This is a genomic window from Jeotgalibacillus sp. 10bf12, assembly GCF_055597105.1.
The window spans coordinates 2,487,984-2,510,311 of record NZ_CP200276.1 but is presented as its reverse complement, the minus strand read 5'-3'; the positions used below and the strand labels follow the sequence as shown (position 1 = coordinate 2,510,311).

Here is a 22,328-nt window from a genome sequence, read left to right as displayed (position 1 = left end):
AAAAATGATCGTAAAGGGGATTGAAGCGTGGTTATATATATAGTTGTTCTCATGGTATTTTTGCTGCTCACAATCCTGAATATAATCACAATGCCACGCCTGAAAGATCAATCAGATGATGAGTCTTCAAAGGTCTCCATACTGATTCCAATGAGAAATGAAGAATCAAATGTTGCAGGCGTCATTGAATCTGTTTTAAACACTACTCACCATTATAAAGAAATTATCGTTTTAAATGATCACTCTGAGGATCGGACTGAAGATATTCTTGATACATATAAGGGTAAGATCAGAGTCATTCAGGGAGAGAAACTTCCAAAACATTGGGTGGGAAAAGTATTTGCCTGTCATCAGCTGAGCAGACAGGCGACAGGAGATTTCTATTGTTTTATAGATGCGGACGTCAGACTTGAGCCGGATGCCATTTCAAAAGCACTTTATTTGATGAAGAAAAATCAGGCGGGTTTAATTACCGGTTTCCCTCAATTTCCGGCAAAAACATTTCTTGCGAAGTTACTTGTACCGCTTCAGCATTTTTTTGTGTTTTTTCATTTGCCAAATATCATTGCAAATCATACAACGAAACCTGCTTTTACAGCCGCTCATGGCGCATTTATGTTATTTGATAAAAATGCTTATGTAGCATCAGGTGGGCATTATGCAGTCAGGCATTCGCTGGTAGAGGACATACATATAACGAGAACTTTAAAGAAAAATGGCTTCAGGTGCATTTTGAGCAATGTAACGAAATCAGTCACATGTGACATGTATGAGACAAATGCGGAAGTATGGGAAGGCTTCACAAAAAACATCTTTACAGGGATTGGAAGATCTGTACCTGCAGCGTTTCTTGTCGCATTATTTTATATCAGCTTTTATTTTATTCCGCTTCCTCTATTTTTTATAGGTGTATTCAACGGTGAATGGCTGCTGACTGTTCCACTCTTCATTATTTTTCTACAAACATTTTTAATTGATGCTGCCACCGGTCAGTCGAAGCTTCATTTTTTACTGATACCATTCTCTGCAATTGCTTTAGTTATATTGCTGTGTGCTGCTGCAATAAAAGGATTGAACGGCAGCGGGTATAAATGGAAGGGAAGGATCTACCAATGAAGGAGATATGTATCGTCGGAGCCGGTCTTGGCGGACTTTCTGCAGCCATTAGGCTCCAGTCAAGCGGGTATCAGGTTACAATCATAGAAAAAAACGGCCATGCCGGCGGGAAAATGATGCCGGTAAAATCAGGTGGGTATCACTTTGACTTTGGACCAAATACGATTACAATGCCGTGGGTTTTTGAAAATGTTTTAAGGGAAACGGGGTTCGATTTAAATGACTACCTGTCGTTTATCCGGCTCGAACGTCATACTAAAAATATTTTTTCAGATGGTACAGTTTTTACTCAATCAGTCCATCCGGATGAAATGATTAAACAGCTTAATGAAATTGACCCTGAGGCTGCTTCTTTATACTGGGATTACCTGAAAGAAATTGAACGGCTGTACAGCATTTCTGAAAAAGCATTTTTCCCAAAAGCCATTACATCACTGCGCAATTTTCTTGATCCTGCCATGGCAAAGGCTTTTATGCGTGTCAGACCGTTTGAGAAACTGTATAAATTCAACCAGAAATATTTCTCGAATCCAAATATCCAAAAAGTTTTTAATCGATATGCGACTTATATAGGTTCCTCTCCTTATCAGAGTCCTGCCACTTTTGCGATGATTGGCTATCTTGAAATGGTTTCGGGTGTATTTACTGTTAAGGGTGGAAATACAAAAATTGCAGAAGCTTTTGAAGACGTATTTTTAAAACTTGGCGGAAAAATCGTTTTTAACGAAACAGTCCGGGAACTGACAGTTGAGCAGAAATATGCACAGGCTTTAGTGACTGAAAGCGGACGTACTTTTCAATTCGATCAGATCATTATAAATGGAGATTTTGTAACATCAACAAAAAATCTGATAAAAGAGTCTGATCGTCCAGGCCTGACAGACCGGAAGCTTGATCTGTATGAGCCCTCCATTTCAGCTTTTGTCATTTTAGCAGGACTGAAAGAATTTCAGCCGGATATCCATCATCATCAGGTATATTTTCCTGAACATTACGATCAGGAGTTTGAAGATATTTTTAAACATAAAAAAATGCCAAATGATCCGACAATCTATATCAGCCACAGTGCTTATACAGACAGGAGCATAACAAAAGGCAGCAATCTGTTTATACTTGTGAACGCGCCTGCAGCAGAAATACCCGATGTTCAATCATATAAAGAGAAGATCTACCGTAAACTGGAGGAAAAAGGGATTCCGATCAGTGAACAGCTTGAATACGAAAAGGTATTTACGCCTGACTCTTTAAAACATTTGTTTAAAGCTTATAAAGGGTCGATTTACGGAATTTCTTCAAACTCAATGAAGGATGCATTTCTAAGGCCGGGTAATAAGAGCAGATTTATTCATAATCTTTATTATACAGGGGGTTCCACACATCCTGGAGGCGGATCTCCAATGGTCGTGATGAGTGGGTTGAATGTAGCAGATTCAATTATAAAGGAAAACGGCTCTTTTCGTTTGAATTGATTCAGGTATAATAGACGGGTAATGAATTTTTAGATTGGAGTATCACATGAAGAAAATATTATTTACAGGCGGAGGTTCGGCAGGTCACGTTTCAGTGAACACTGCACTCATTCCTGAATTTGTGAAAAATAAATGGCATGTCTCTTATATTGGTTCGAGAGATGGAATTGAAAAAGACATTATCACAGAAAAATTTCCTGATGTTCCATACCACGGTATTTCAAGCGGAAAGTTAAGAAGGTATTTCTCAATGAAAAACTTCACAGATCCTTTCCGTGTTCTCGCTGGTACCGTAGAGGCTTTAATGAAAATCAAAAAAATAAAGCCTGATGTCATTTTTTCTAAAGGCGGATTTGTATCTGTACCGGTTTTACTGGCTGCAAAAATGGCTGGAGTACCAGTGGCCATCCATGAATCTGATGTAACACCCGGCCTTGCAAATAAATTAGCAATGCCTTTTGCGACGAAGATTTATACGACTTTCAGAGAAACGCTGCAATATGTCCCTGCAGAAAAATCCACCTGCGCAGGTGCAATTATCCGTGAGGAGCTTTTCAACGGATCAAGAGAAAAAGGCATGACATTTGCAGGGTTGGACCAGACTAAGCCTGTCATTTTAATCATGGGCGGCAGTCTTGGTGCCAAGGGGATTAATTCAACTGTGAGAAATGCACTTCCTGAATTAACAGAGCACTATTCTATTATTCATTTGTGTGGTAAAGGAAATGTCGTTGAAAATCAGAACCCCGATTATATTCAGTACGAATTTGTTTCCGGTGAATTACCGGATCTGATCGCAGCATCAGACTTAATTATTTCAAGAGCAGGATCGAATTCCATTTTTGAATTTCTGGCATTAAAAAAGCCGATGATTCTAATCCCTCTTTCAAGAGAAGCAAGCAGAGGAGACCAGATATTAAACGCTAATTCTTTTGTTCAGCAGGGCTTTGCACTAAAGCTTGAGGAAGAAGAATTAACAACTGAAACGCTGCTCACTGCTGTCAGACAGTTAAGGGATCAGCAGTGGACAATGATTGAAAAGATGGATGAAGCACCTCCTTCATACACGATCAGTCAAATGGCACAGGAAATTAAGCAGCTATCAAAAAACAGCGGACATTAGTCCGCTGTTTTTTTTGAATGCTAAATCCGTTTACCCCTGATCAGATAGGGAAAAGAAAAACATTGAATCATAGGGAGGTTTTAATATATGGACGTATTAGTAATCGGGGCGGCCGGAACAACAGGAAAACTTACAATCGATAAGCTTGCTAAAAGAAATAAATATTATGCAAGAGGGATGGTCAGAAAAGAATCGCAGTTTGAAGAAATTGAAAAGCTGGGCGGCCTTCCGGTGCTTGGTGACCTTGAAGGTGATTTTGAAGAGGCATTTAATGAAGTTGATGCGGTAATATTCGCAGCAGGCTCCGGAGGTCATACAGGTGACGATAAAACGAAAGCTGTAGACGAAGAAGGAGCAATCAAAGCGATTGATCTCTCCGTAAAAAAAGGAATTAAAAAATTTGTGATGCTCAGTGCAATCGGTGCAGGTGATCTGACGTCGATGGAGATCAGTGATGGCATGAAGGCGTATTATGATGCGAAACATAGTGCAGATAAGCATCTTGAAAAAAGCGGTTTAAACTATTCAATCATTCGACCCGGACTGCTGACAGACCACAAAGAAACAGGAAAGATCAGAGCTGCAGAGATTCTAACTGACCGTTCGGGGGAAATTACGAGGGCTGATGTTGCAGCAGTACTTGTTTTAGCGCTTGAACACGATAACCTGAACAACAAAGCAGTGGAGATATTAAATGATGAAGAAGATATGATTACAGCACTGAATAGAGCATAAAAAAATCACCGGACCAGTGTCCGGTGATTTTATGCTTCAAGTGCGTTTTCAGTTTCATTCTGCGTACGCATATGAACGAATGTATATAAATCTTTAGAGATCACATAAAGATTAAACAGATTTTCTTCTCTATTAATCTCTTCATATAGTGCTTTATTCGTTTCATTCGCCGATACAACATAAGGCAGTTTTTCTGCTGCTTTTTGTGATCTGAGATTTGTTTTTCTGATTCTGAGGTATACATTTTCAATGCCAAGCTCGTAGAATAATTCATTGAAAAAAGCTTCTTTAGCAGCCTGGTTGTATCCGAGACCGTGATAAGGCTTTCCAAGCCAGGTGCCGAGAAAACCGCTATTATTTTGCACATCAAATAAACTGATCGTACCTGCGGGATTTCCCCATTCATCTATAATCGTTCTTGAAATAACCTCACCACGGTCTTCCGCTTCTATCATCTGTTTGATCATAAACAGTAATTCATCAGAAGAAGATGCTTTTTGTCTGACATAAGGGTATACGTCGGGATGCGTCATTAACTCAAACAGCGCCTGGCTTTCGTGTACGTCACGTTTTTTTATCATGGTTTTTGCCCTCCATAAAAGGGCAGTATCCTGACAGGACCTGTAGAACACCACCCTCGAAATTTTTCATTGCGTTCATAAAAAATTTCGGGGTGGGAATCGAACCCACTAGAACCAGCTGATCAGCTGGTGGCGCACCATTTGCCTTCCCTCCATAACAGACTCAAATGACAGTCTTATGGCATCTTTGTATCGTAAACTTATTCAGTTTCTTCTACATATTTGCATCTAAATCATACAAAAAAATTGTGCATTTGAGAATAGTTTTTTTGCCTTATTTAAAAATTATTTTTTCTGATCCTGATAGACAAAATCTCCTTTGATCATCGTGAATACTGGTGAAGACATAAAATGCAGTGGATGCTCACTCCAGAGGACCAGATCAGCTTCTTTTCCAGACTCAATACTGCCGATTCTATCACCAATTCCAAGATTTTTTGCAGGATTAATGGTAATGGCTTCAAGTGCAGCCTGGATGGATAATCCCTCGCGTACTGCGATCGCTGCACAAACATTTAAGTATTGAATAGGAGTGTAGGGGTGGTCTGTTGTAATTGATACTTCAATTCCTGCATCATGGAGTACCTGATACGTTTTCCATGATTTGTTTCTGAGTTCCACTTTTGATTTTCTGGTGAAAGTAGGACCTACACATACTTTCGCTCCTGAGCGTTTCACTTCTTCTGTGATCAGATGTCCTTCAGTACAATGTTCGATCCTCAGGTCCAGATTAAATTCCTCAGCAAGCCTGATTGCAGTAACAATATCATCTGCGCGGTGAGCGTGAATTCTAACCGGGATTTCCCTGCTCAAAGCTTTTTGAAGTGCGCTCAACCTGAGGTCATTTGTGCCGTCAAAGTTTTTTGCCAGGTAGAGCTGCTCTCTTAGCATCCCCATAATTCCCATGCGTGTGATCGAATCATTAGAGCCGTTTGAATGCATCCGTTTCGGATTCTCTCCGAGCGCCATTTTCAGGCCGGATTCCGGGTTAACAATCATGGATTGAACTGTTTTTCCATTCGTTTTAATAATCGCAGTAATACCACCAATGACATTTGCACTCCCTGGCAGTATATTCACTGTTGTAACCCCATGTGAACGTGCATTTAAAAATCCTTCATCGAGCGGATAAACGCCATCGATTGCACGAATATGAGGGGTCATTGGCTCAATTGATTCATTGGCATCATTTCCTGCCCATCCGGTACCTTCATCATAGAGACCTAAATGGGTATGGACATCAATCAGACCCGGTGTTAAATGCTGTCCCTGACAATCTATCACTCTTGCATCCGGATGTCCTGATATTGTGTCATTAACTTCTTTTATTATGCCGTTCTCAATTAAAACATCACCATACTGAATCATTGAAGAAGTAATTGGGTAAACAACCGCATCCTTAAGTAAAATCTTCATGTGACAGCCCTCCTGAGTAATCGATTTATAACTTAATTTTACTTTAACCAATTTAAAGAGAAAAGAATTTTCAGAAAGAATACTAAATTGAGTACTGTTTCCTTTACAAATATAAGAGATATCCGACATAATAGTAAGACAATAAAATAACGTACCTTTCGGGGCAGGGTGAAATTCCCTACCGGCGGTGATGAGCATCTGCTCTTAGTCCGTGACCCGGTGTTACCGGTGGATTTGGTGAAATTCCAAAGCCGACAGTTATAGTCTGGATGGGAGAAAGGAATTGCGTTTCAACACATGTGTTGAACGCTTATTTCGTCATGATCAAACTCCCGTCAAGTGCGGGAGTTTTTTGTATTTATCCCACAATATACGTATGGACGTTACCGGGAGATGGTGCATTTGTATGAAAAATGGATGAAAACAGCAATTAGTCTCGCTGAGGCTGCGCAGGGACAGACTTCTCCAAATCCTGCAGTTGGAAGTGTAGTCGTCAAAGATGGAAGAGTGGTTGGAATTGGCGCTCACTTTAAGCCGGGTGAGGCACATGCAGAGGTTCTTGCACTGCAGATGGCTGGACATCTGGCAGAAGACGCTACAATCTATGTAACGCTTGAGCCATGTTCACATTATGGCAGAACACCACCATGCGCGAATCTGATCATTGAAAAGAAGATCAGGAAAGTCGTGATCGGCAGTACAGATCCGAATCCAAAAGTATCAGGCCGCGGGATCCAAAAATTAATCGATGCCGGAATAGAAGTAGTGACCGGTGTCTGCCAGACAGAAACTGATGCGTTGAATGAATATTTCTTTTATGCAATGAAGCATAAAAAGCCTTTTGTCACCCTGAAAACAGCGATGTCCCTTGATGGAAAAACAGCGACTAATGCCGGTCACAGTAAATGGGTGACCGGACCGGAAGCAAGAGAAGATGTTCATCGAGACAGACATCTGCATGATGCTATTCTGGTGGGAGTAAATACAGTTAAGTATGATGATCCATCATTAACCGTCAGGCTTCCGGAAGGCGGGGTATCGCCGTACAGAGTTGTTCTTGATACTCAGCTCTCAATTCCAATTCACTCAAAACTTTTGCATGACGGGGAATCCGCGGTTCATGTGATATGCGGGGGTAATGCAGACCGGAATAAAGAATTTGATTTAAATCAACTTAAAAATGTATCTGTTTACAGATTAGAACAAGATCCCATTCAGATCGAGTCAGTATTAACCTACCTTTTCGAACTGGGAATTCATTCTGTTTATGTTGAAGGCGGAAGTGAAATCCACGCATCGTTTATACACTCGCAAACAGTTAACAGATTCATCACTTATATAGCACCAAAAATGATTACTGGTCAGAATGCTAAAGGAGTGATCGGTGGTACTGGTATTGAGCACATGAATGAAGCATTCAACATGAAGATCGAACACACTGAGATGGTTGGAACTGACCTTAAGATCACTGCTATTCCAAAAGGAGATGAATAAATGTTTACCGGTTTAATTGAAGAGGTTGGAATGGTTCACAACCTGCAAAAAGGCAAAAACTCTATGATCCTGACAATTGAGTGCCATAAAATTCTGGATGATGCTAAAATCGGCGACAGTATTTCTATTAATGGCGTATGTCTGACTGTCACAGACCTCTCAGAGCATCAATTTTCAGTGGATGTAATGCCTGAGACGATGAAGTCAACAACGCTGCATGAATTAAAAAAAGGATCGAAGGTGAACCTTGAACGTGCAATGGCGGCCGGTGGAAGGTTTGGGGGTCACTTTGTCAGTGGACACGTAGACGGTACAGGCGTTATTCAATCGATGAAAAGAGAAGAAAATGCGATATATATTTATATTCAGGTACCTGATGAGCTAATCAAATATTTTATGATGAAGGGTTCAGTTGCAGTAGATGGAACTTCGTTAACCGTATTTGATGTTAAAAAAAATGCGTTTATGATCTCATTAATTCCGCAGACAGCTGACGACACAATCATCGCCTCAAAAACGCCTGGCAGTAAAGTAAATATAGAATGTGACATGATCGCAAAGTATGTTCAGAATTTAATGCACCCACAATCAACCGGAATAGATGAATCTTATCTGAGAGAGAATGGGTTTATGTAAAGACACAGGAGGCATGATGATATGTTCAATACAATCGAAGAAGCTTTAGAAGATCTTAGAAACGGTAAGCCGGTCATAGTAGTTGATGATGAAGACCGTGAAAACGAAGGCGATTTTATCGGATTGTCAGAAAAAGCAACACCTGAAATGATTAACTTTATGATTACGGAAGGGCGCGGACTGGTCTGCACCCCGATTACTGAAGAACGTGCCGAAGAACTTCAGCTGAAACCTATGACTGACACAAATACCGACTCGCACGGCACAGCTTTTACAGTCAGTGTTGATCACAAAAATACGACAACCGGCATCAGTGCGCCGGAGAGAGCATTAACGGTCAGAGCATTGATTGATGATGAGGCGAAAGCGGCCGAATTTAAGCGGCCGGGGCATATTTTTCCACTCGTTGCCAAAAAGGGTGGCGTGCTGAAAAGAGCCGGCCATACTGAAGCAGCTGTAGATCTGGCCATTTTAAGCGGCTCTAAGCCGTCAGGTGTCATTTGTGAAATCATTAATGAGGATGGCACAATGGCGCGGGTACCTGAATTACAACAAATCGCAAAAAAGTTTGACCTGAAGCTGATTACAATTGAAGATTTAATCGCCTTCAGAAGAAATAAAGAGAAGCTGGTAAAACGTGAAGTTGAAACTTTTATGCCAACTGAATTTGGTGAATTTCAGGCAGTTGCTTATACTGAGATTCTGACAGGTCAGGAGCATGTTGCATTAGTTAAAGGTGATATTAAAGCAGGAGAACCAGTGCTGGTAAGGGTTCATTCAGAATGTCTGACAGGGGATGTATTCGGTTCTAACCGCTGCGATTGCGGTCCTCAACTGTATGCAGCGCTGTCACAGATCGAGCGTGAAGGGAACGGTATTCTGCTTTATATGCGCCAGGAAGGCCGGGGGATCGGTCTCGTTAATAAACTGAAGGCTTATAAACTGCAGGAAGAAGGACTCGATACTGTTGAAGCGAATCACAAACTCGGATTTGCAGCCGACCTGAGAGATTATGGAATTGGTGCTCAGATCTTAAAAGATCTTGGCGTAACAAAAATGAGATTATTAACAAATAACCCAAGAAAAATTGCTGGAGTCAGAGGCTATGGGCTGGAGGTAACTGATCGTGTTGCCATTCAGATGCCAACAAAAGAACAAAACGCAAAGTATCTTGAAACAAAAAAATCCAAATTGGGACACATGCTGAATCTATAGGAGGAATTTTCAATGAAAAAAGTCTATGAAGGTCATTTATCAGGATCAGGATTAAAAGTAGCAATCGTAGTAAGCAGGTTTAATGAATTTATTACAGGTAAGTTATTAAGCGGGGCAGAGGATGCGCTTAAAAGACATGGTGTAGAAGAAGCTGACGTATCCGTTGCATGGGTACCTGGTGTATTCGAAATCCCGGTCGTGACACAGCGACTCGCAAAGTCAGGAAAATATGATGCTGTCATTACACTTGGCACGGTCATCAGAGGCGCTACACCTCACTTTGAATATGTGAGTAATGAAGTCTCAAAGGGTGTAGCAAAGGTAGCGCTTGATGAAGGTATGCCGGTTATTTTCGGTGTACTTACAACTGATACTATTGAACAGGCGATTGAGCGGGCCGGAACGAAAGCAGGAAACAAAGGCTGGGAGGCTGCTACTGCTGCAATCGAAATGGCTAGTCTGTTTAAAAGAATGGATGTATAAGAATTTTTACCGGTTATCATGCTGATAGCCGGTTTTTTATGTGAAAAGGATGACAGCAACATCTTTACATCGTATAATAAACTCTTGTGGCTCGCCGTCTGACGGTTTGAGCGGGTAGGGAGAGGGCGCTTGCAAAGGCAGGCTATATAATGAAATCAGGAGGATTTTTTGAGTTAGAACAACATGGCACTTCAGTTAAAAAAGAAGTGACCGCTGGCTTCATCGGATTTTTTACTATCGTGTATATTGTGGCAGTCAATGCACTGATTTTATCAGAATCCGGTATGCCATTTGAAGGTGCAGTGATTGCGACAATTGCTGTGAGTGCATTAGGCTGTATTCTAATGGCATTCATAGGAAAGGCACCGATTATTCTGGTTCCGGGTATGGGGATTAACGCAATGTTCACCTATACATTGGTTCAGTCAATGGGTTTCACATGGCAGGAAGCGTTAACAATCGTGACTTTTTCAGGTTTATTATTTGTAATTGTTGCATTTACGAAACTGTCAGGTGTGCTGAGTGAGGCCATACCTCAGTCGCTGAAGGATGCTATAACGGTTGGTCTTGGATTCTTTTTATTGCTGATCGGTCTTGAAAAAGGGTCACTCGTCATTCAGGGAGAAAATTCAATCCTTGCGATTGGTCATTTTAATGAACCTCAGGCACTGGCTACGATTATTACATTACTAGTAGCGTTGGTTCTGTTTATAAAAAATGTACCCGGTCACTTTTTATGGACAATACTATTTGGTACCGGACTGGCATTCATCATGGGGATTACACCTGATAGTGCAGGTAGCTCAGAATTGTCATCAGAGTCAGTCGTGTGGTTCCAACTTTCTTTTGACAGCTGGCTTCAGATCCCATTCTGGATCGCTGTTTTTTCAATGACAATGGTTCTTGTATTTGAAAACATTGGTCTTGTCCATGGTCATACAAGCTTTATTAAAAGGCCTGAAAAATATCCAGGTGCACTGAAAGCGAATGCACTGTCTGCATTCAGTTCCGGCATACTCGGTTCAAGCCCAACTGTCTCAACAGTTGAATCAACTGCCTCAATGGCAGCAGGCGGACGAACCGGCCTGACATCACTTACTGTTGGTGTATTATTTATCGCATCAGCAGCATTTATTCCGTTTATGAGCTATATACCTGATCATGCGATTGCGCCGATTTTAATAATCATCGGTATTTTAATGATTCAGCAGATGAGGCATATGAATATGGAAGATTTCACAGAGTCAATTCCAGCTATCATGCTGATTGTGATGATTCCATTCACATACAGTATCGCCGATGGGATCGCGATCGGATTTATCCTCTATCCGTTATTAAAGTTTGTTACTGGAAAATCGAAAGAAGTTACTGCACCATTACTCATTATTTCAATTCTATTCCTGGTTTATTTTATTTTGCATTTTCTTCCGGGAATTTAAAGATATTAAAAAACAGGGATCCGCATTTTACGGGTCCCTGTTTTTAATTGACGAGTTCAGGAATAAATTTCCTCTGAATCCTTATATAGCGTTTGATCTCAGCACCGAGCTTTCCCCTGACACCTTTGTACGGGGAAGCTGATGCAATATCTGCAGGTGAGGGGAAAATACCGATCGGGTTCATATCCACATGAACAGGTCCCTTAAAGACAGACTCTTTTAGCCATTTAACTTCTACATCTACTGCTATCCTGTAACCGCCTTCTATTTCTTTTACTTCAATCACATGAAAGCGGAATTTTACATCATCCTGATTCATGAAATTCCTCCTGTTTAATTGCACCTTTTCATAATTTGTGGCATTGTATTTAAAAACAATGTTTATGATAAGGAGCTGTACCGCATGATTCCAGCAATTCAGTCACATGGTTCTAAAAATAATTTTATCATAATAGATGAAAAAGATATCCAATTTACACCCTCTGATCAGACAAGAGCTGCATGGACTGTAAAGCTCTGTGTTGAAACACAGACAGACGGGGTTTTATTCATTTCAGATAGCCATAAAGCACAGGCGAAAATGAGAGTGTTTAATTCTGATGGTTCAGAAGCTTCGATGTGTGGGAATGGGCTCAGATGCGCAGCCAGATATATTGCCGAAAGAGATCAGTTAGCATCTTTTCAGGTGGAAACAATGAAAGCCGTTTTAAAAGTAGAGCAGGTTGATGAATTGTACGGCGATATTCCAACATATTCTGTAGAAATTTCTCCGGTATTATTTGATTTGCCAACACTTCCTTTAAAGCTCGAAAATAAAAAGGAATTAATTTTAAGACCGGTACCTGAATGGGAAAAAGACATTCTGTTCACTGCACTTGCTGTACCTAATCCGCATATCATAACGAATGTGACACCAGAGCTGATCAATTCAGACAGCCAGGAAAAACTGGCCACTGCTTTTAACAGTGATAATCCATGGTTTTCTGACGGAGTAAACGTCAGTTATGTTGTGGAGCTTGCTGAAGGTGAGTTTTTTGTAAGGACGTTCGAACGTGGAGTAGGCTTTACAAATGCGTGTGGAACTGCGATGTCATCATCGAGCCTGGTTCAGGTCCTTGCAGGGAAATGGCAGCCTTTCGAACCGATCAATATTTTTAATGACGGTGGCCGGGTAAAGTGCGTGGTTCACGGTGAAAATGGAGAATATGATCATATAGATCTGATTGGTAATGCGACTTTCACACACAAAATGGAATTATCACTTGCAGAAGATGGTGTTGCTGCTATCTTGAAAAGTTTCAGTACTAACGAAGATGAAGCATATAATAAAATGGCAGAAGCATCAAAAGAGTATCTACGACATGTACAGCCTGAATTACAACTCAGACAAAACTGATAGAATCAGAATTGTGTAATAATTAAGCTTAAAGTGTTGACTTTTATTCGAATCCGTTTTATGATCATTTACAATATTAATTTAACGCAATGACGGAGAGTAGTAGTGCTTATATCTTTTCAAGAGAGCTGGTGGTTGGTGAGAACCAGTAAAGCATAAGTATGAATGGACTCCTGAGCACCTGTCTGAATGAAGTAGGTACAGGCGATTCGTCAACGATATATGACGGCGGAGACGATATGTCCCGCAACGAGTGGGTTTCTTAACGAAATCAATGAAGGTGGTACCACGGGCTTCCCGTCCTTTTTTACAGGACAGGAAGCTTTTTTATATCTAAAAACGATGATCAGGAAGAGTATGCAGTAAGCACAGTTTAGAGAGCCTGCGGCTGGTGAAAGCAGGACTGTAGCGCTGACAGAATGGACCTGTGAGTGAAATCGATTCATGCACGTTACAGCATGTCGAGTGGAAGCATTTGCTTCAACAGAGGTGGCACCGCGGTTCAAACCGTCCTCCGTACAGGATATTCCTGTGCGGAGTTTTTTAATTTTAATGAGGTGAGAGAGATGAGTCCAGAAGAGAAGAGCTATGCAGTCAGAACAGTTGTCGGGGATGCACTGACACCAATTTCAATTTTTCAAAGTATCAGCGGAAATAAGAAATGCCTGCTCGAAAGTTCCCTGAAGCATGAGGAGTCAGGCAGGTATTCATTTATTGCAGCAGATCCTTTTGCTGAATTAAAAGGAATCCGGGGCGAAGCGGTCATATCTTCAGCATTGGATTATGTAAATACAGACCCGGAAAAACCAATCGCTAAACTGAAAAAAATACTTGAACATTATCAGATAGAAACTGATCAAAGTCCGGTAGCCGGCGGCGCAATCGGATATATCGGATATGATGAAGCAGCGTCTTATGAAAACATCGGCACAACGCCAGATGATAAACTTCAGATGCCTGATACCCATTTAATGTTTTACAGTACGATTATCAGCTATGACCATAAAAGGCATGAAGTTACGGTTTTTACTTTTGATCCTGAAGAGAAAAAATCAGATACAGAGCTTGAACATCAAATAGACAGGCTGATCAGTCAGATCTTTGACTTCAGCGGTGTAGCTGTACAGCCTGAAAAAACTGAAGTATTGCACTACAAATCAAATATGGAAAAAGCAGAATATGAAAAACATGTAGAAGAAGCGAAGAAGTATATCCGCTCAGGAGATATCTTTCAGGTGGTACTGTCTCAGCGTTTAAGTGCACCATTCAGCGGATCACCGTTTTCTTTCTACCGGAACCTGAGAAAAGATAATCCTTCACCCTACATGTTCTATATTGACTTTGAAGATTATATCGTTCTTGGCGCTTCACCTGAGAGTCTGATTAAGGTCGACGGCAAAGAAGTAACGACAAACCCAATCGCCGGGACACGAAAAAGAGGTAAAACAGACCTTCACGATCAGCAGCTTGCTGAGGAGTTATTAAATGATGAAAAAGAATGTGCAGAGCATAAAATGCTTGTGGACCTCGGCAGAAACGATCTTGGAAGAGTATGCGAAACCGGATCGATTTCCTTATCTAAATTCATGGTCATTGAAAGATATCAGCATGTAATGCATATCGTTTCAGAAGTAAAAGGCATTTTAAAGCCTGAAATAGACGGACTTGACGCACTCATTGCTGCATTACCGGCTGGAACAGTATCAGGTGCCCCGAAAATCAGGGCGATGCAGCTGATTAATCAATTTGAACCTGTAAAACGAGGCGTGTATGCCGGTGCCGTCGGATATGCCGGATTTAATGGGGCACTTGATTTTGCCCTTGCGATCCGGACAATGGTCATCAAAGATCAGGTGGCACACGTACAGGCTGGTGCAGGAATTGTATACGATTCAGTACCTGAGAGTGAATATGAAGAAACATTAAATAAAGCAAAATCGCTGCTGGAGGTGGGACGATGATCTTGTTAATTGACAACTATGATTCATTTACCTATAACCTCTATCAGTATTTGAGTGAATACGATGAAGTGAAAGTCATCAGAAATGACGTATTTACAATAGATGAGTTGAGAAAGCTTGAGCCTGATTTGATTGTACTTTCACCCGGTCCCGGACATCCGGATCAGGCAGGGAAATGTATTGAAACGATTCAGGAACTCGGGGCATCGATACCGATGATCGGTATCTGCCTCGGTCACCAGGCAATTGGTGCTGCATATGGCGGAAAAGTCATCAGAGCAAAAAATATTATGCACGCCAAAGAATCAGTGATTAAACAAACAAGACCGGATATTTTTGGAGAAGGCAGTAAAAAGGTGATGAGATACCATTCGCTTGTGATCGATCAGGAAAATCTGCCGGATTGTCTGGAGCCGATTGCTTATTCAGCTGATGACAATGAAATTATGGCAGTGCTTCATGAATCTCACCCTGTACTCGGACTTCAGTTTCATCCCGAATCAATCGGCACCGATGAAGGTAAAGAGCTGCTAAAGTTATGTACTGAGTTTATAACAGCGAAGGAGAGAGTCTAGATGAGAAAGTATATTGAGCTAGTTGAGCAGAGCATTCACTTAACAGAAAGTGAAATGACAGAAGCAGGAAGAGAAATGTTTGATCTAAAGACACCGCAGGAAGACATCCAGCGTTTTCTTTTGTCACTTAAAGAAAAAGGTGAAACATCTGATGAGATCAGCGGACTGGTTACTGCTGTAAAAGAAATTGCAGGGACTTATGAAACAACTGCAGAAAATGTCATTGATAATTGTGGAACTGGCGGGGATGGTTCCCAGAGCTTTAATATCAGCACCTGTGCCGCATTTGTGATTGCTGGAGCAGGGATACCGGTTGCAAAGCACGGGAATAGAAGCATCTCAAGTAAAACCGGAAGTGCGGATGTGCTTGAGCATCTCGGAGTAAGGCTGGACTTTAATAAAAATGAAATGAAAGAAATGCTTGAGAAGCATCAGATTACATTTCTATTTGCACCTCACGTTCACAGTGGGATCAAAAATGTGATGAAGGCCAGAAAAGCTCTTGGTGTTCCAACCATTTTTAATCTGATAGGACCGCTGACCAATCCGGTGAATCTTTCATCCCAGCTTATTGGCATTTATCGGCGGGACATGATTCATACAATGGCACTGGCAATGAAGAAGACTGGGAGAAAAAGAGGCGTTGTACTGAATGGTGCCGGTCACATGGACGAAGCATCATTAGCAGGTACTAATTATCTTGCACTACTTGAAGATGACCGGATTACGGAATTTACCTTTCATCCTGAAGAGCTAGGTTTATCAGTCGTTCCGAATGAAAAGATTAAAGGCGGAGATTCAAAACAAAATGCAAAAATCCTTCTTTCTGTTCTTTCAGGGGAAAACTCAGTATACCGTCAGACGGTTATCCTCAATGCAGGAATTGCATTGTTTGCTGCGGGTCAGGTTTCATCTATTCAAGAAGGTATAGCGAAAGCTGAAGAAAGTATTGATTCAAAATCGGCCTTAAATAAACTGAACCAGCTGATTGATTTCAGTAAGAAGAAAGCGGTGGTCTGAGTGACAATTCTTGATAAAATCATTGATAAGAAAAAGGAAGAATTAGTTCATTATAAAGCTGAATATGCGACGGATCGTATTAAGCCGCTGCCATTTAATATTCAAAAAAGTAAGCATATGAATGTGATTGCCGAAATTAAAAGAGCTTCTCCTTCGAAAGGGATAATAAATCCTGATATGGATCCGGTTAAGCAGGCAAAGCTTTATGAAGAAAATGGTGCTTCAGCGATTTCAGTTCTGACAGACGAATCATTTTTCCAGGGATCTTTTGATGATCTTAAAGCAGTAGCTGAAGCAGTAAATATTCCTGTATTATGTAAAGATTTTATGATAGATATAAAACAAATTGACAGAGCCGCGAATTCGGGTGCATCTATTATTCTGCTGATTGTCGCTGCCCTGTCAGATAAACAGCTTCATGAGCTGAACCTTCATGCAAAAAAGCTAAACCTTTCTGTATTGACAGAAGTGCACAATGAAGAGGAGCTTCAGCGTGCACTTTTAGCAAAGGCGGACATCATCGGTGTGAATAACCGTAACCTGAAAACATTTGAAGTCGATCTCAAAGTTAGTGAGGAACTCGGCAAAATCATTACGTCCAGAGGATTACCTTTTGTGAGTGAAAGTGGCATTTTCACATCAGATGATGCTAAAACTGCTGCCAGCACAGGTGCTTCAGCAGTACTCGTAGGTGAATCTCTGATGAAGGCTGCAGATACCGGTCAGTTATTAAGATCGTTACAAGTTCCGTTAAAGAGTGATTCACATGCTCGTTAAAATCTGCGGATTAATGAATCAGGAAGATGTAAAGGCAGCGGTTGATAGCGGAGCTGACTATATCGGCTTTGTATTTGCAGACAGCAGCAGACGGATCACATACAGTCATGCAGCAGAAATTAGTGCCGCAGTGCCGGATTCCGTGAAGAAGGTTGGCGTGTTTGTAAATCCTTCAGTTGAAGAAGTAATGGAAGCAGTTGCTGCTGTAAAGCTGGATATGATTCAACTTCACGGTGATGAGTCCCCAGAATTTTGCAGCATGATGCCAAAGCCTGTGATTAAGGCTTTTAGTGTATCAGATGAATCTGATATTGATAGGATGAATCAGTTTGATGTCGCACATATCCTGGCAGATGCTCCAGGAGCGGATTACCGTGGCGGGAGCGGACACACATTTGACTGGTCCATCCTCAAAGACAGCGGACAGAAAGTGATACTTGCAGGAGGATTAACTTCTGAAAATGTACGCACGGCAATCACCGAAACCGCTCCGCTTGGTGTAGATGTATCATCCGGAGTAGAAACAGATAGTCAAAAAGATCATGAAAAAATCACTGCTTTTATTAAACAAGCAAAAGGGAGCTGTTAATATGACTTTATATACACAACCGGATCTTAACGGACAGTTTGGTCAATTCGGTGGACGTTTTGTTCCTGAAACACTGATGCAATCTGTTATCGACCTTGAAAAAGCATACAAAGAAACAAAGGAAGATCCTGAATTTCAGCGTGAGCTAAATCATTACCTCAGTGACTACGTAGGGCGTGAAACACCACTTTATTATGCTGAAAACCTGACCAGAAAAGTAGGCGGTTCAAAGATCTATCTAAAGAGAGAGGACCTGAACCATACAGGTGCGCACAAAATTAATAATACGATCGGCCAAGCGCTGCTCGCTGTAAAGATGGGCAAACGGAAAATTGTTGCAGAAACCGGAGCGGGCCAGCATGGTGTAGCAACTGCGACAGTATGTGCACTACTCAACCTGGACTGCGTTATTTTTATGGGAGAAGAAGATATCAGAAGACAGGAATTAAATGTTTTTAGAATGGAGCTTCTTGGAGCCAGAGTTGAATCAGTTTCACAGGGCAGCGGTACACTGAAGGATGCAGTGAATGAGGCAATGAGATACTGGGTCGCAAATGTAGAGGATACGCATTACATTATCGGATCAGTACTCGGACCACATCCTTTCCCTGAGATGGTACGTGACTTCCAGAGTGTAATTGGGCATGAAACGAAAAAACAAATTCTTGAAAAAGAAGGGCGTCTTCCGGACGAAATCATTGCCTGTATTGGCGGAGGCAGTAACGCGATCGGTATGTTCTATCCGTTTATCAATGAAAAAGATGTGAAGCTGACTGGCGTGGAAGCAGCCGGATCCGGCATCCATACAAATAAACACGCAGCAACACTCACTGCCGGAGAAGTCGGCATTCTGCATGGTTCTCTTATGTATCTGCTTCAAAATGAAGATGGTCAGATTCAGGAAGCACACTCGATATCAGCAGGCCTTGATTACCCTGGAGTAGGTCCTGAGCACAGCTATCTCCACGAAATAAAAAGAGTGCAGTATCAGTCCATTACAGATAAAGAAGCGCTGGATGCACTTCAGCTGCTGTCAAAAACTGAAGGGATTATCCCTGCATTAGAAAGTGCGCATGCTGTAGCAGAGGCAGTAAAAATAGCTGAAAAGGGAAGTCCTGAAGAGGTGATTGTAATCTGTCTGTCAGGACGGGGAGATAAAGATGTGAATACAGTTAAAGCAGCGCTGGAGGATGAGAAGTAATGGGGAAATTAGCAATCAAAAAGGCAATTGAAGAAGTAAACGGTCAGGGAGCTAAAGCATTTGTTCCTTATATTATGGCTGGAGATCCTTCAGTTGAAGAACTAAAAGATCAGCTGCTCTTTCTACAGGAAAGTGGTGCTACAGTGATTGAACTTGGTATTCCTTTCTCAGATCCGGCAGCTGATGGTCCGGTGATTCAGGAGGCGGGGAAGCGGGCATTAAAAAACGGGGCTTCATTATCAAAAATTCTTGATGCGCTCTCAGCGATAAAAGAAATATTAACGGTCCCAATTGTACTGATGACCTATATTAACCCTTTATACAAGTATGGATTATCTGGTGTATTTCAGGATATTGAGAACGCAGGCGTTTCAGGGCTGATTATACCAGATCTGCCTTATGAGCAAAACGCACTGATCCAGCCCTTTATATCTAAAACGGATCTCGCACTGATCCAGTTGGTGACACTAACGAGTCCTGAAGAAAGAATTAAAAGACTTGCTGAAGCATCCGAGGGCTTCTTATATGCAGTCTCTGTAACAGGGATCACTGGCGAGCGCGCAAATATCAGTGATAAGCTTGAAAACTTTATCAGCAGATTAAAAACCTATAGTTCAGTGCCCGTCCTTGCAGGCTTTGGTATTTCAACACCTGAACAGGTAAAGGAAGTGTCATCTTACGGGGATGGCGTGATTGTAGGCAGCAAAATTGTTGATCTTCAATATAAAAAACAGCAGACTGAAATAGAGCATCTGATTCATGCAGCTGTGAAATAGTGAAAAAACCGGTTTCCTGTGAGGAAACCGGTTTTTGTTATAGAATAAAATATATCTACTCCTCAAAGGTGGCTGCCATATGGAAAATCGAATATTGGTCATAGAAGATGAGAAAAACCTTGCGAGATTTATTGAGCTTGAATTGAAATATGAGGGATATGAAGTAGTAACTGAATTTGACGGCAGAGATGGACTGAACAGAGCATTGAGTGAACCTTTTAATCTGATTTTACTTGATTTAATGCTCCCATCCCTCAGCGGTATGGAAATATGCAGAAGAATTCGCCAGTCTAAGGATTTACCAATTATTATGATTACTGCTAAAGATGGTGTAATGGACCGCGTATCAGGTCTTGATAGCGGAGCAGATGATTATATTGTAAAACCTTTTGCGATTGAAGAGCTGCTTGCAAGAATGCGTGCACTGATGAGAAGAGCAGGTCATGATGCACAGGATACACTAACACATAAAGACATCACCCTAAAAACTAAATCCTATAAGGTAGAGAAAAATGGAGCAGAAATTCTCTTTACGAAAAAAGAATTTGATTTATTAAGAATGCTCCTTGAGAACAAAGATATTGTGCTCACACGGGACCGTATAATTGAAAAAGTATGGGGGTATGATGCTGATGCTGAGACGAACGTTGTTGACGTTTATATCAGGCATTTACGGAATAAAATTGATCCCGACAATCCATCAGATTATATTGAAACCGTTCGCGGAACAGGGTATGTGATCAGGTCATGAATCAGTTGAAAAACAAATGGAATGCATTATCAATCAGATGGAAGTGGATGCTGTCTGCTTCTGCTACAATTTTTTTAGCTTTTACGGCATTCAGCATTATTTTGATCGTTGCAATGAGCCAATGGATGATGCAGGAAGAAAGAAACACACTTACTGACGTATTAACTGACCTTGAAGATTTCTATGAAAACCGTAACCCGCTTGTCACCATTAATGATATAAACGAAGGAAGAGAACTTGCAGAACAGGTATATGAAAGAGGACAGATCATTCATTTTTATAATGAGGATGGTTATGAAATCTATCAGATCCAACGAAGTCAAAGTAATTTATCTATCCCGTTCAAAAGGGTTGAAGAAACTGAAATTGAAAGAACCCGGGTGAACGGCACATCCGTTCTTGTTGGACGCACACCGGTTAATTCAAACGGTTTCAACGGTTTTGTTGAAATTATCCATCCGTTGAACGCTTACACGGCTCAGCTGAATTATATGATCTTCCTTTCGCTGATCCTGTTGATCGCTGCATTGATATTCAGCTCCTATGCTGCTTATGTCTTATCAGGCACATTTATTAAGCCGGTGATCCAGCTAGGAAAAACGATGAAAAAGACACAGCAGGAGGGCTTTCAGCATCAGCTTCCCGAGCCTGACCATCAGGACGAGGTAGGAGGATTAATTGAAATTTTTAATGACCTGATGACTGAACTTGAGAAAAACTTCGCAAAACAGAAGCAGTTTACAGAAGATGCATCTCATGAGATGAGAACACCTCTTCAGATTATGGAAGGTCATCTGAACCTGATCAAGCGGTGGGGCAAAAAAGATCCTGAAGTGCTAGAAGAATCTCTTGCTATCTCCCTGCAGGAAATTAACAGGATGAAAAAACTTGTGTCAGATCTGCTAATGTTATCGAGAGCTGACCGTGACATGCATATAGAAGATGTTCACCCTGCAGATTGCAAAAAGATTCTGCTGAATACCGGTCAGAAAATGCAATCCGTATACAGCAAACGTTATCTGGAAATTAAAGCTGAAGAAGGTTCTGCGCAAATAGCGGCAGATCACCTTGAACAAATTCTGATTATTTTTATAGAAAATGCAGTTAAATATTCACCGGATGATCAAAAAGTGATGATATCAGGAAAAAATAAAGAAGCCACCTATGAAGTTAAGGTGGAGGATTTTGGAGAAGGAATCCCTGAGGAAAATATTCCGTTGATTTTTGACCGTTTCTACCGGATTGAAAAGTCCAGAAGCAGGGAAATGGGTGGAAACGGGCTTGGCTTATCCATTGCCAAAAGGCTGCTTAACTTATATGGTGCAAAGATTCATATACAAAGTCAGCCGGGTCACACGGTGATCACCATCAATTTAAAATCAGCGGAATAGAGATGAAAGCGGTTCGATATTGAATTTATATTCATTATTTTATCTTATAAAATTTTGAAAAAATCGATCGAAACGCTTTATCTCGTTCCTTTACAGTGATAAAATGGCTCTGTAAGCGTTTTAGATCTCTATTATTACTATATTTACATAGCAAATTCCCTTACGATATTTAAGGTGATTTGTC

22 protein-coding genes, 1 riboswitch and 2 other annotated features are annotated in these 22,328 nt (G+C 41.1%); of the genes, 19 read left to right on the top strand and 3 right to left on the bottom strand.

Annotated elements, in window-relative coordinates:
* Positions 1–27: 27 nt before the first annotated feature.
* The 4 genes from DH10bf12_RS13025 (at position 28) to DH10bf12_RS13010 (ending at position 4,443) form a co-directional block, all read left to right on the top strand.
* Positions 28–1,116: a glycosyltransferase family 2 protein gene (locus DH10bf12_RS13025; RefSeq protein WP_471735699.1), complete on the top strand. Its 1,089-nt coding sequence runs from the start codon at positions 28–30 to the stop codon at positions 1,114–1,116.
* Positions 1,113–2,585 carry a phytoene desaturase family protein gene (locus DH10bf12_RS13020; protein ID WP_471735698.1) on the top strand — a complete coding sequence of 491 codons (1,473 nt, stop codon included), beginning with the start codon at positions 1,113–1,115 and terminating at the stop codon, positions 2,583–2,585. Before DH10bf12_RS13025 ends, DH10bf12_RS13020 begins: the two co-directional genes overlap by 4 nt.
* Positions 2,586–2,631: 46 nt before the next feature.
* Positions 2,632–3,708 (top strand): undecaprenyldiphospho-muramoylpentapeptide beta-N-acetylglucosaminyltransferase, encoded by a 1,077-nt coding sequence (locus DH10bf12_RS13015; protein ID WP_471735697.1) that lies wholly within the window; start codon positions 2,632–2,634, stop codon positions 3,706–3,708.
* Between the two features lie 87 nt (positions 3,709–3,795).
* Complete coding sequence (locus DH10bf12_RS13010) at positions 3,796–4,443, top strand: SDR family oxidoreductase (protein ID WP_471735696.1); 648 nt, start codon at positions 3,796–3,798, stop codon at positions 4,441–4,443.
* Between the two features lie 29 nt (positions 4,444–4,472).
* Here DH10bf12_RS13010 and DH10bf12_RS13005 read toward each other — a convergent pair whose 3' ends face one another.
* Positions 4,473–5,024, bottom strand: a complete 552-nt coding sequence (locus DH10bf12_RS13005; protein ID WP_471735695.1) for a GNAT family N-acetyltransferase — start codon at positions 5,022–5,024, stop codon at positions 4,473–4,475.
* Between the two features lie 285 nt (positions 5,025–5,309).
* The gene (locus DH10bf12_RS13000; protein WP_471735694.1) at positions 5,310–6,440 is read right to left on the bottom strand and encodes an amidohydrolase; all 1,131 of its coding nucleotides are present in this window, start codon (positions 6,438–6,440) and stop codon (positions 5,310–5,312) included.
* 150 nt (positions 6,441–6,590) lie between these two features.
* Positions 6,591–6,725: riboswitch (FMN riboswitch) on the top strand.
* Between the two features lie 108 nt (positions 6,726–6,833).
* On the opposite strand from DH10bf12_RS13000, the gene ribD reads away from it, so the two are divergent.
* The 5 genes from ribD to DH10bf12_RS12975 all read left to right on the top strand — a co-directional run bounded on the left by ribD (position 6,834) and on the right by DH10bf12_RS12975 (position 11,707).
* Positions 6,834–7,934 (top strand): bifunctional diaminohydroxyphosphoribosylaminopyrimidine deaminase/5-amino-6-(5-phosphoribosylamino)uracil reductase RibD, encoded by a 1,101-nt coding sequence (gene ribD / locus DH10bf12_RS12995; RefSeq protein ID WP_471735693.1) that lies wholly within the window; start codon positions 6,834–6,836, stop codon positions 7,932–7,934.
* The gene (ribE, locus tag DH10bf12_RS12990) at positions 7,935–8,570 is read left to right on the top strand and encodes a riboflavin synthase (protein WP_471735692.1); all 636 of its coding nucleotides are present in this window, start codon (positions 7,935–7,937) and stop codon (positions 8,568–8,570) included.
* A 21-nt stretch (positions 8,571–8,591) separates the two neighbouring features.
* Positions 8,592–9,785, top strand: a complete 1,194-nt coding sequence (locus tag DH10bf12_RS12985; RefSeq protein WP_471735691.1) for a bifunctional 3,4-dihydroxy-2-butanone-4-phosphate synthase/GTP cyclohydrolase II — start codon at positions 8,592–8,594, stop codon at positions 9,783–9,785.
* Positions 9,786–9,797: 12 nt separating this feature from the next.
* Positions 9,798–10,268: a 6,7-dimethyl-8-ribityllumazine synthase gene (gene ribH, locus DH10bf12_RS12980; protein WP_039809230.1), complete on the top strand. Its 471-nt coding sequence runs from the start codon at positions 9,798–9,800 to the stop codon at positions 10,266–10,268.
* A gap of 149 nt (positions 10,269–10,417) precedes the next feature.
* Complete coding sequence (locus DH10bf12_RS12975; protein ID WP_471735690.1) at positions 10,418–11,707, top strand: NCS2 family permease; 1,290 nt, start codon at positions 10,418–10,420, stop codon at positions 11,705–11,707.
* Positions 11,708–11,750: 43 nt separating this feature from the next.
* Here DH10bf12_RS12975 and DH10bf12_RS12970 read toward each other — a convergent pair whose 3' ends face one another.
* The gene (locus DH10bf12_RS12970) at positions 11,751–12,026 is read right to left on the bottom strand and encodes a hypothetical protein (protein ID WP_471735689.1); all 276 of its coding nucleotides are present in this window, start codon (positions 12,024–12,026) and stop codon (positions 11,751–11,753) included.
* 84 nt (positions 12,027–12,110) lie between these two features.
* On the opposite strand from DH10bf12_RS12970, the gene dapF reads away from it, so the two are divergent.
* From dapF to DH10bf12_RS12920, 10 genes are all read left to right on the top strand, one after another.
* Positions 12,111–13,103: a diaminopimelate epimerase gene (gene dapF, locus DH10bf12_RS12965; RefSeq protein ID WP_471735688.1), complete on the top strand. Its 993-nt coding sequence runs from the start codon at positions 12,111–12,113 to the stop codon at positions 13,101–13,103.
* Between the two features lie 80 nt (positions 13,104–13,183).
* Positions 13,184–13,411 (top strand) — a binding site (T-box leader).
* 25 nt (positions 13,412–13,436) lie between these two features.
* Positions 13,437–13,621: a binding site (T-box leader), on the top strand.
* Between the two features lie 48 nt (positions 13,622–13,669).
* Positions 13,670–15,064, top strand: coding sequence for an anthranilate synthase component I (trpE, locus tag DH10bf12_RS12960; protein ID WP_471735687.1), 1,395 nt, complete (start codon positions 13,670–13,672; stop codon positions 15,062–15,064).
* A complete protein-coding gene (locus DH10bf12_RS12955) occupies positions 15,061–15,639 on the top strand; it encodes an aminodeoxychorismate/anthranilate synthase component II (protein ID WP_471735686.1) in 579 nt (192 codons plus the stop codon). The genes trpE and DH10bf12_RS12955 overlap by 4 nt, the downstream gene beginning before the upstream one ends.
* Positions 15,640–16,659, top strand: a complete 1,020-nt coding sequence (gene trpD / locus DH10bf12_RS12950; RefSeq protein WP_471735685.1) for an anthranilate phosphoribosyltransferase — start codon at positions 15,640–15,642, stop codon at positions 16,657–16,659. It abuts the gene before it with no gap.
* Entirely contained in the window at positions 16,660–17,436 is a 777-nt protein-coding gene (gene trpC / locus DH10bf12_RS12945; RefSeq protein WP_471735684.1) for an indole-3-glycerol phosphate synthase TrpC, read from the top strand.
* Positions 17,426–18,025, top strand: a complete 600-nt coding sequence (locus tag DH10bf12_RS12940; RefSeq protein ID WP_471735683.1) for a phosphoribosylanthranilate isomerase — start codon at positions 17,426–17,428, stop codon at positions 18,023–18,025. Before trpC ends, DH10bf12_RS12940 begins: the two co-directional genes overlap by 11 nt.
* A gap of 1 nt (position 18,026) precedes the next feature.
* Positions 18,027–19,226 carry a tryptophan synthase subunit beta gene (gene trpB / locus DH10bf12_RS12935; protein ID WP_471735682.1) on the top strand — a complete coding sequence of 400 codons (1,200 nt, stop codon included), beginning with the start codon at positions 18,027–18,029 and terminating at the stop codon, positions 19,224–19,226.
* Positions 19,226–20,002 carry a tryptophan synthase subunit alpha gene (gene trpA, locus DH10bf12_RS12930; RefSeq protein ID WP_471735681.1) on the top strand — a complete coding sequence of 259 codons (777 nt, stop codon included), beginning with the start codon at positions 19,226–19,228 and terminating at the stop codon, positions 20,000–20,002. The genes trpB and trpA overlap by 1 nt, the downstream gene beginning before the upstream one ends.
* A 79-nt stretch (positions 20,003–20,081) precedes the next feature.
* Positions 20,082–20,753, top strand: a complete 672-nt coding sequence (locus tag DH10bf12_RS12925) for a response regulator transcription factor (protein ID WP_471735680.1) — start codon at positions 20,082–20,084, stop codon at positions 20,751–20,753.
* Complete coding sequence (locus DH10bf12_RS12920) at positions 20,750–22,144, top strand: HAMP domain-containing sensor histidine kinase (protein ID WP_471735679.1); 1,395 nt, start codon at positions 20,750–20,752, stop codon at positions 22,142–22,144. Before DH10bf12_RS12925 ends, DH10bf12_RS12920 begins: the two co-directional genes overlap by 4 nt.
* Positions 22,145–22,328 lie beyond the last annotated feature (184 nt).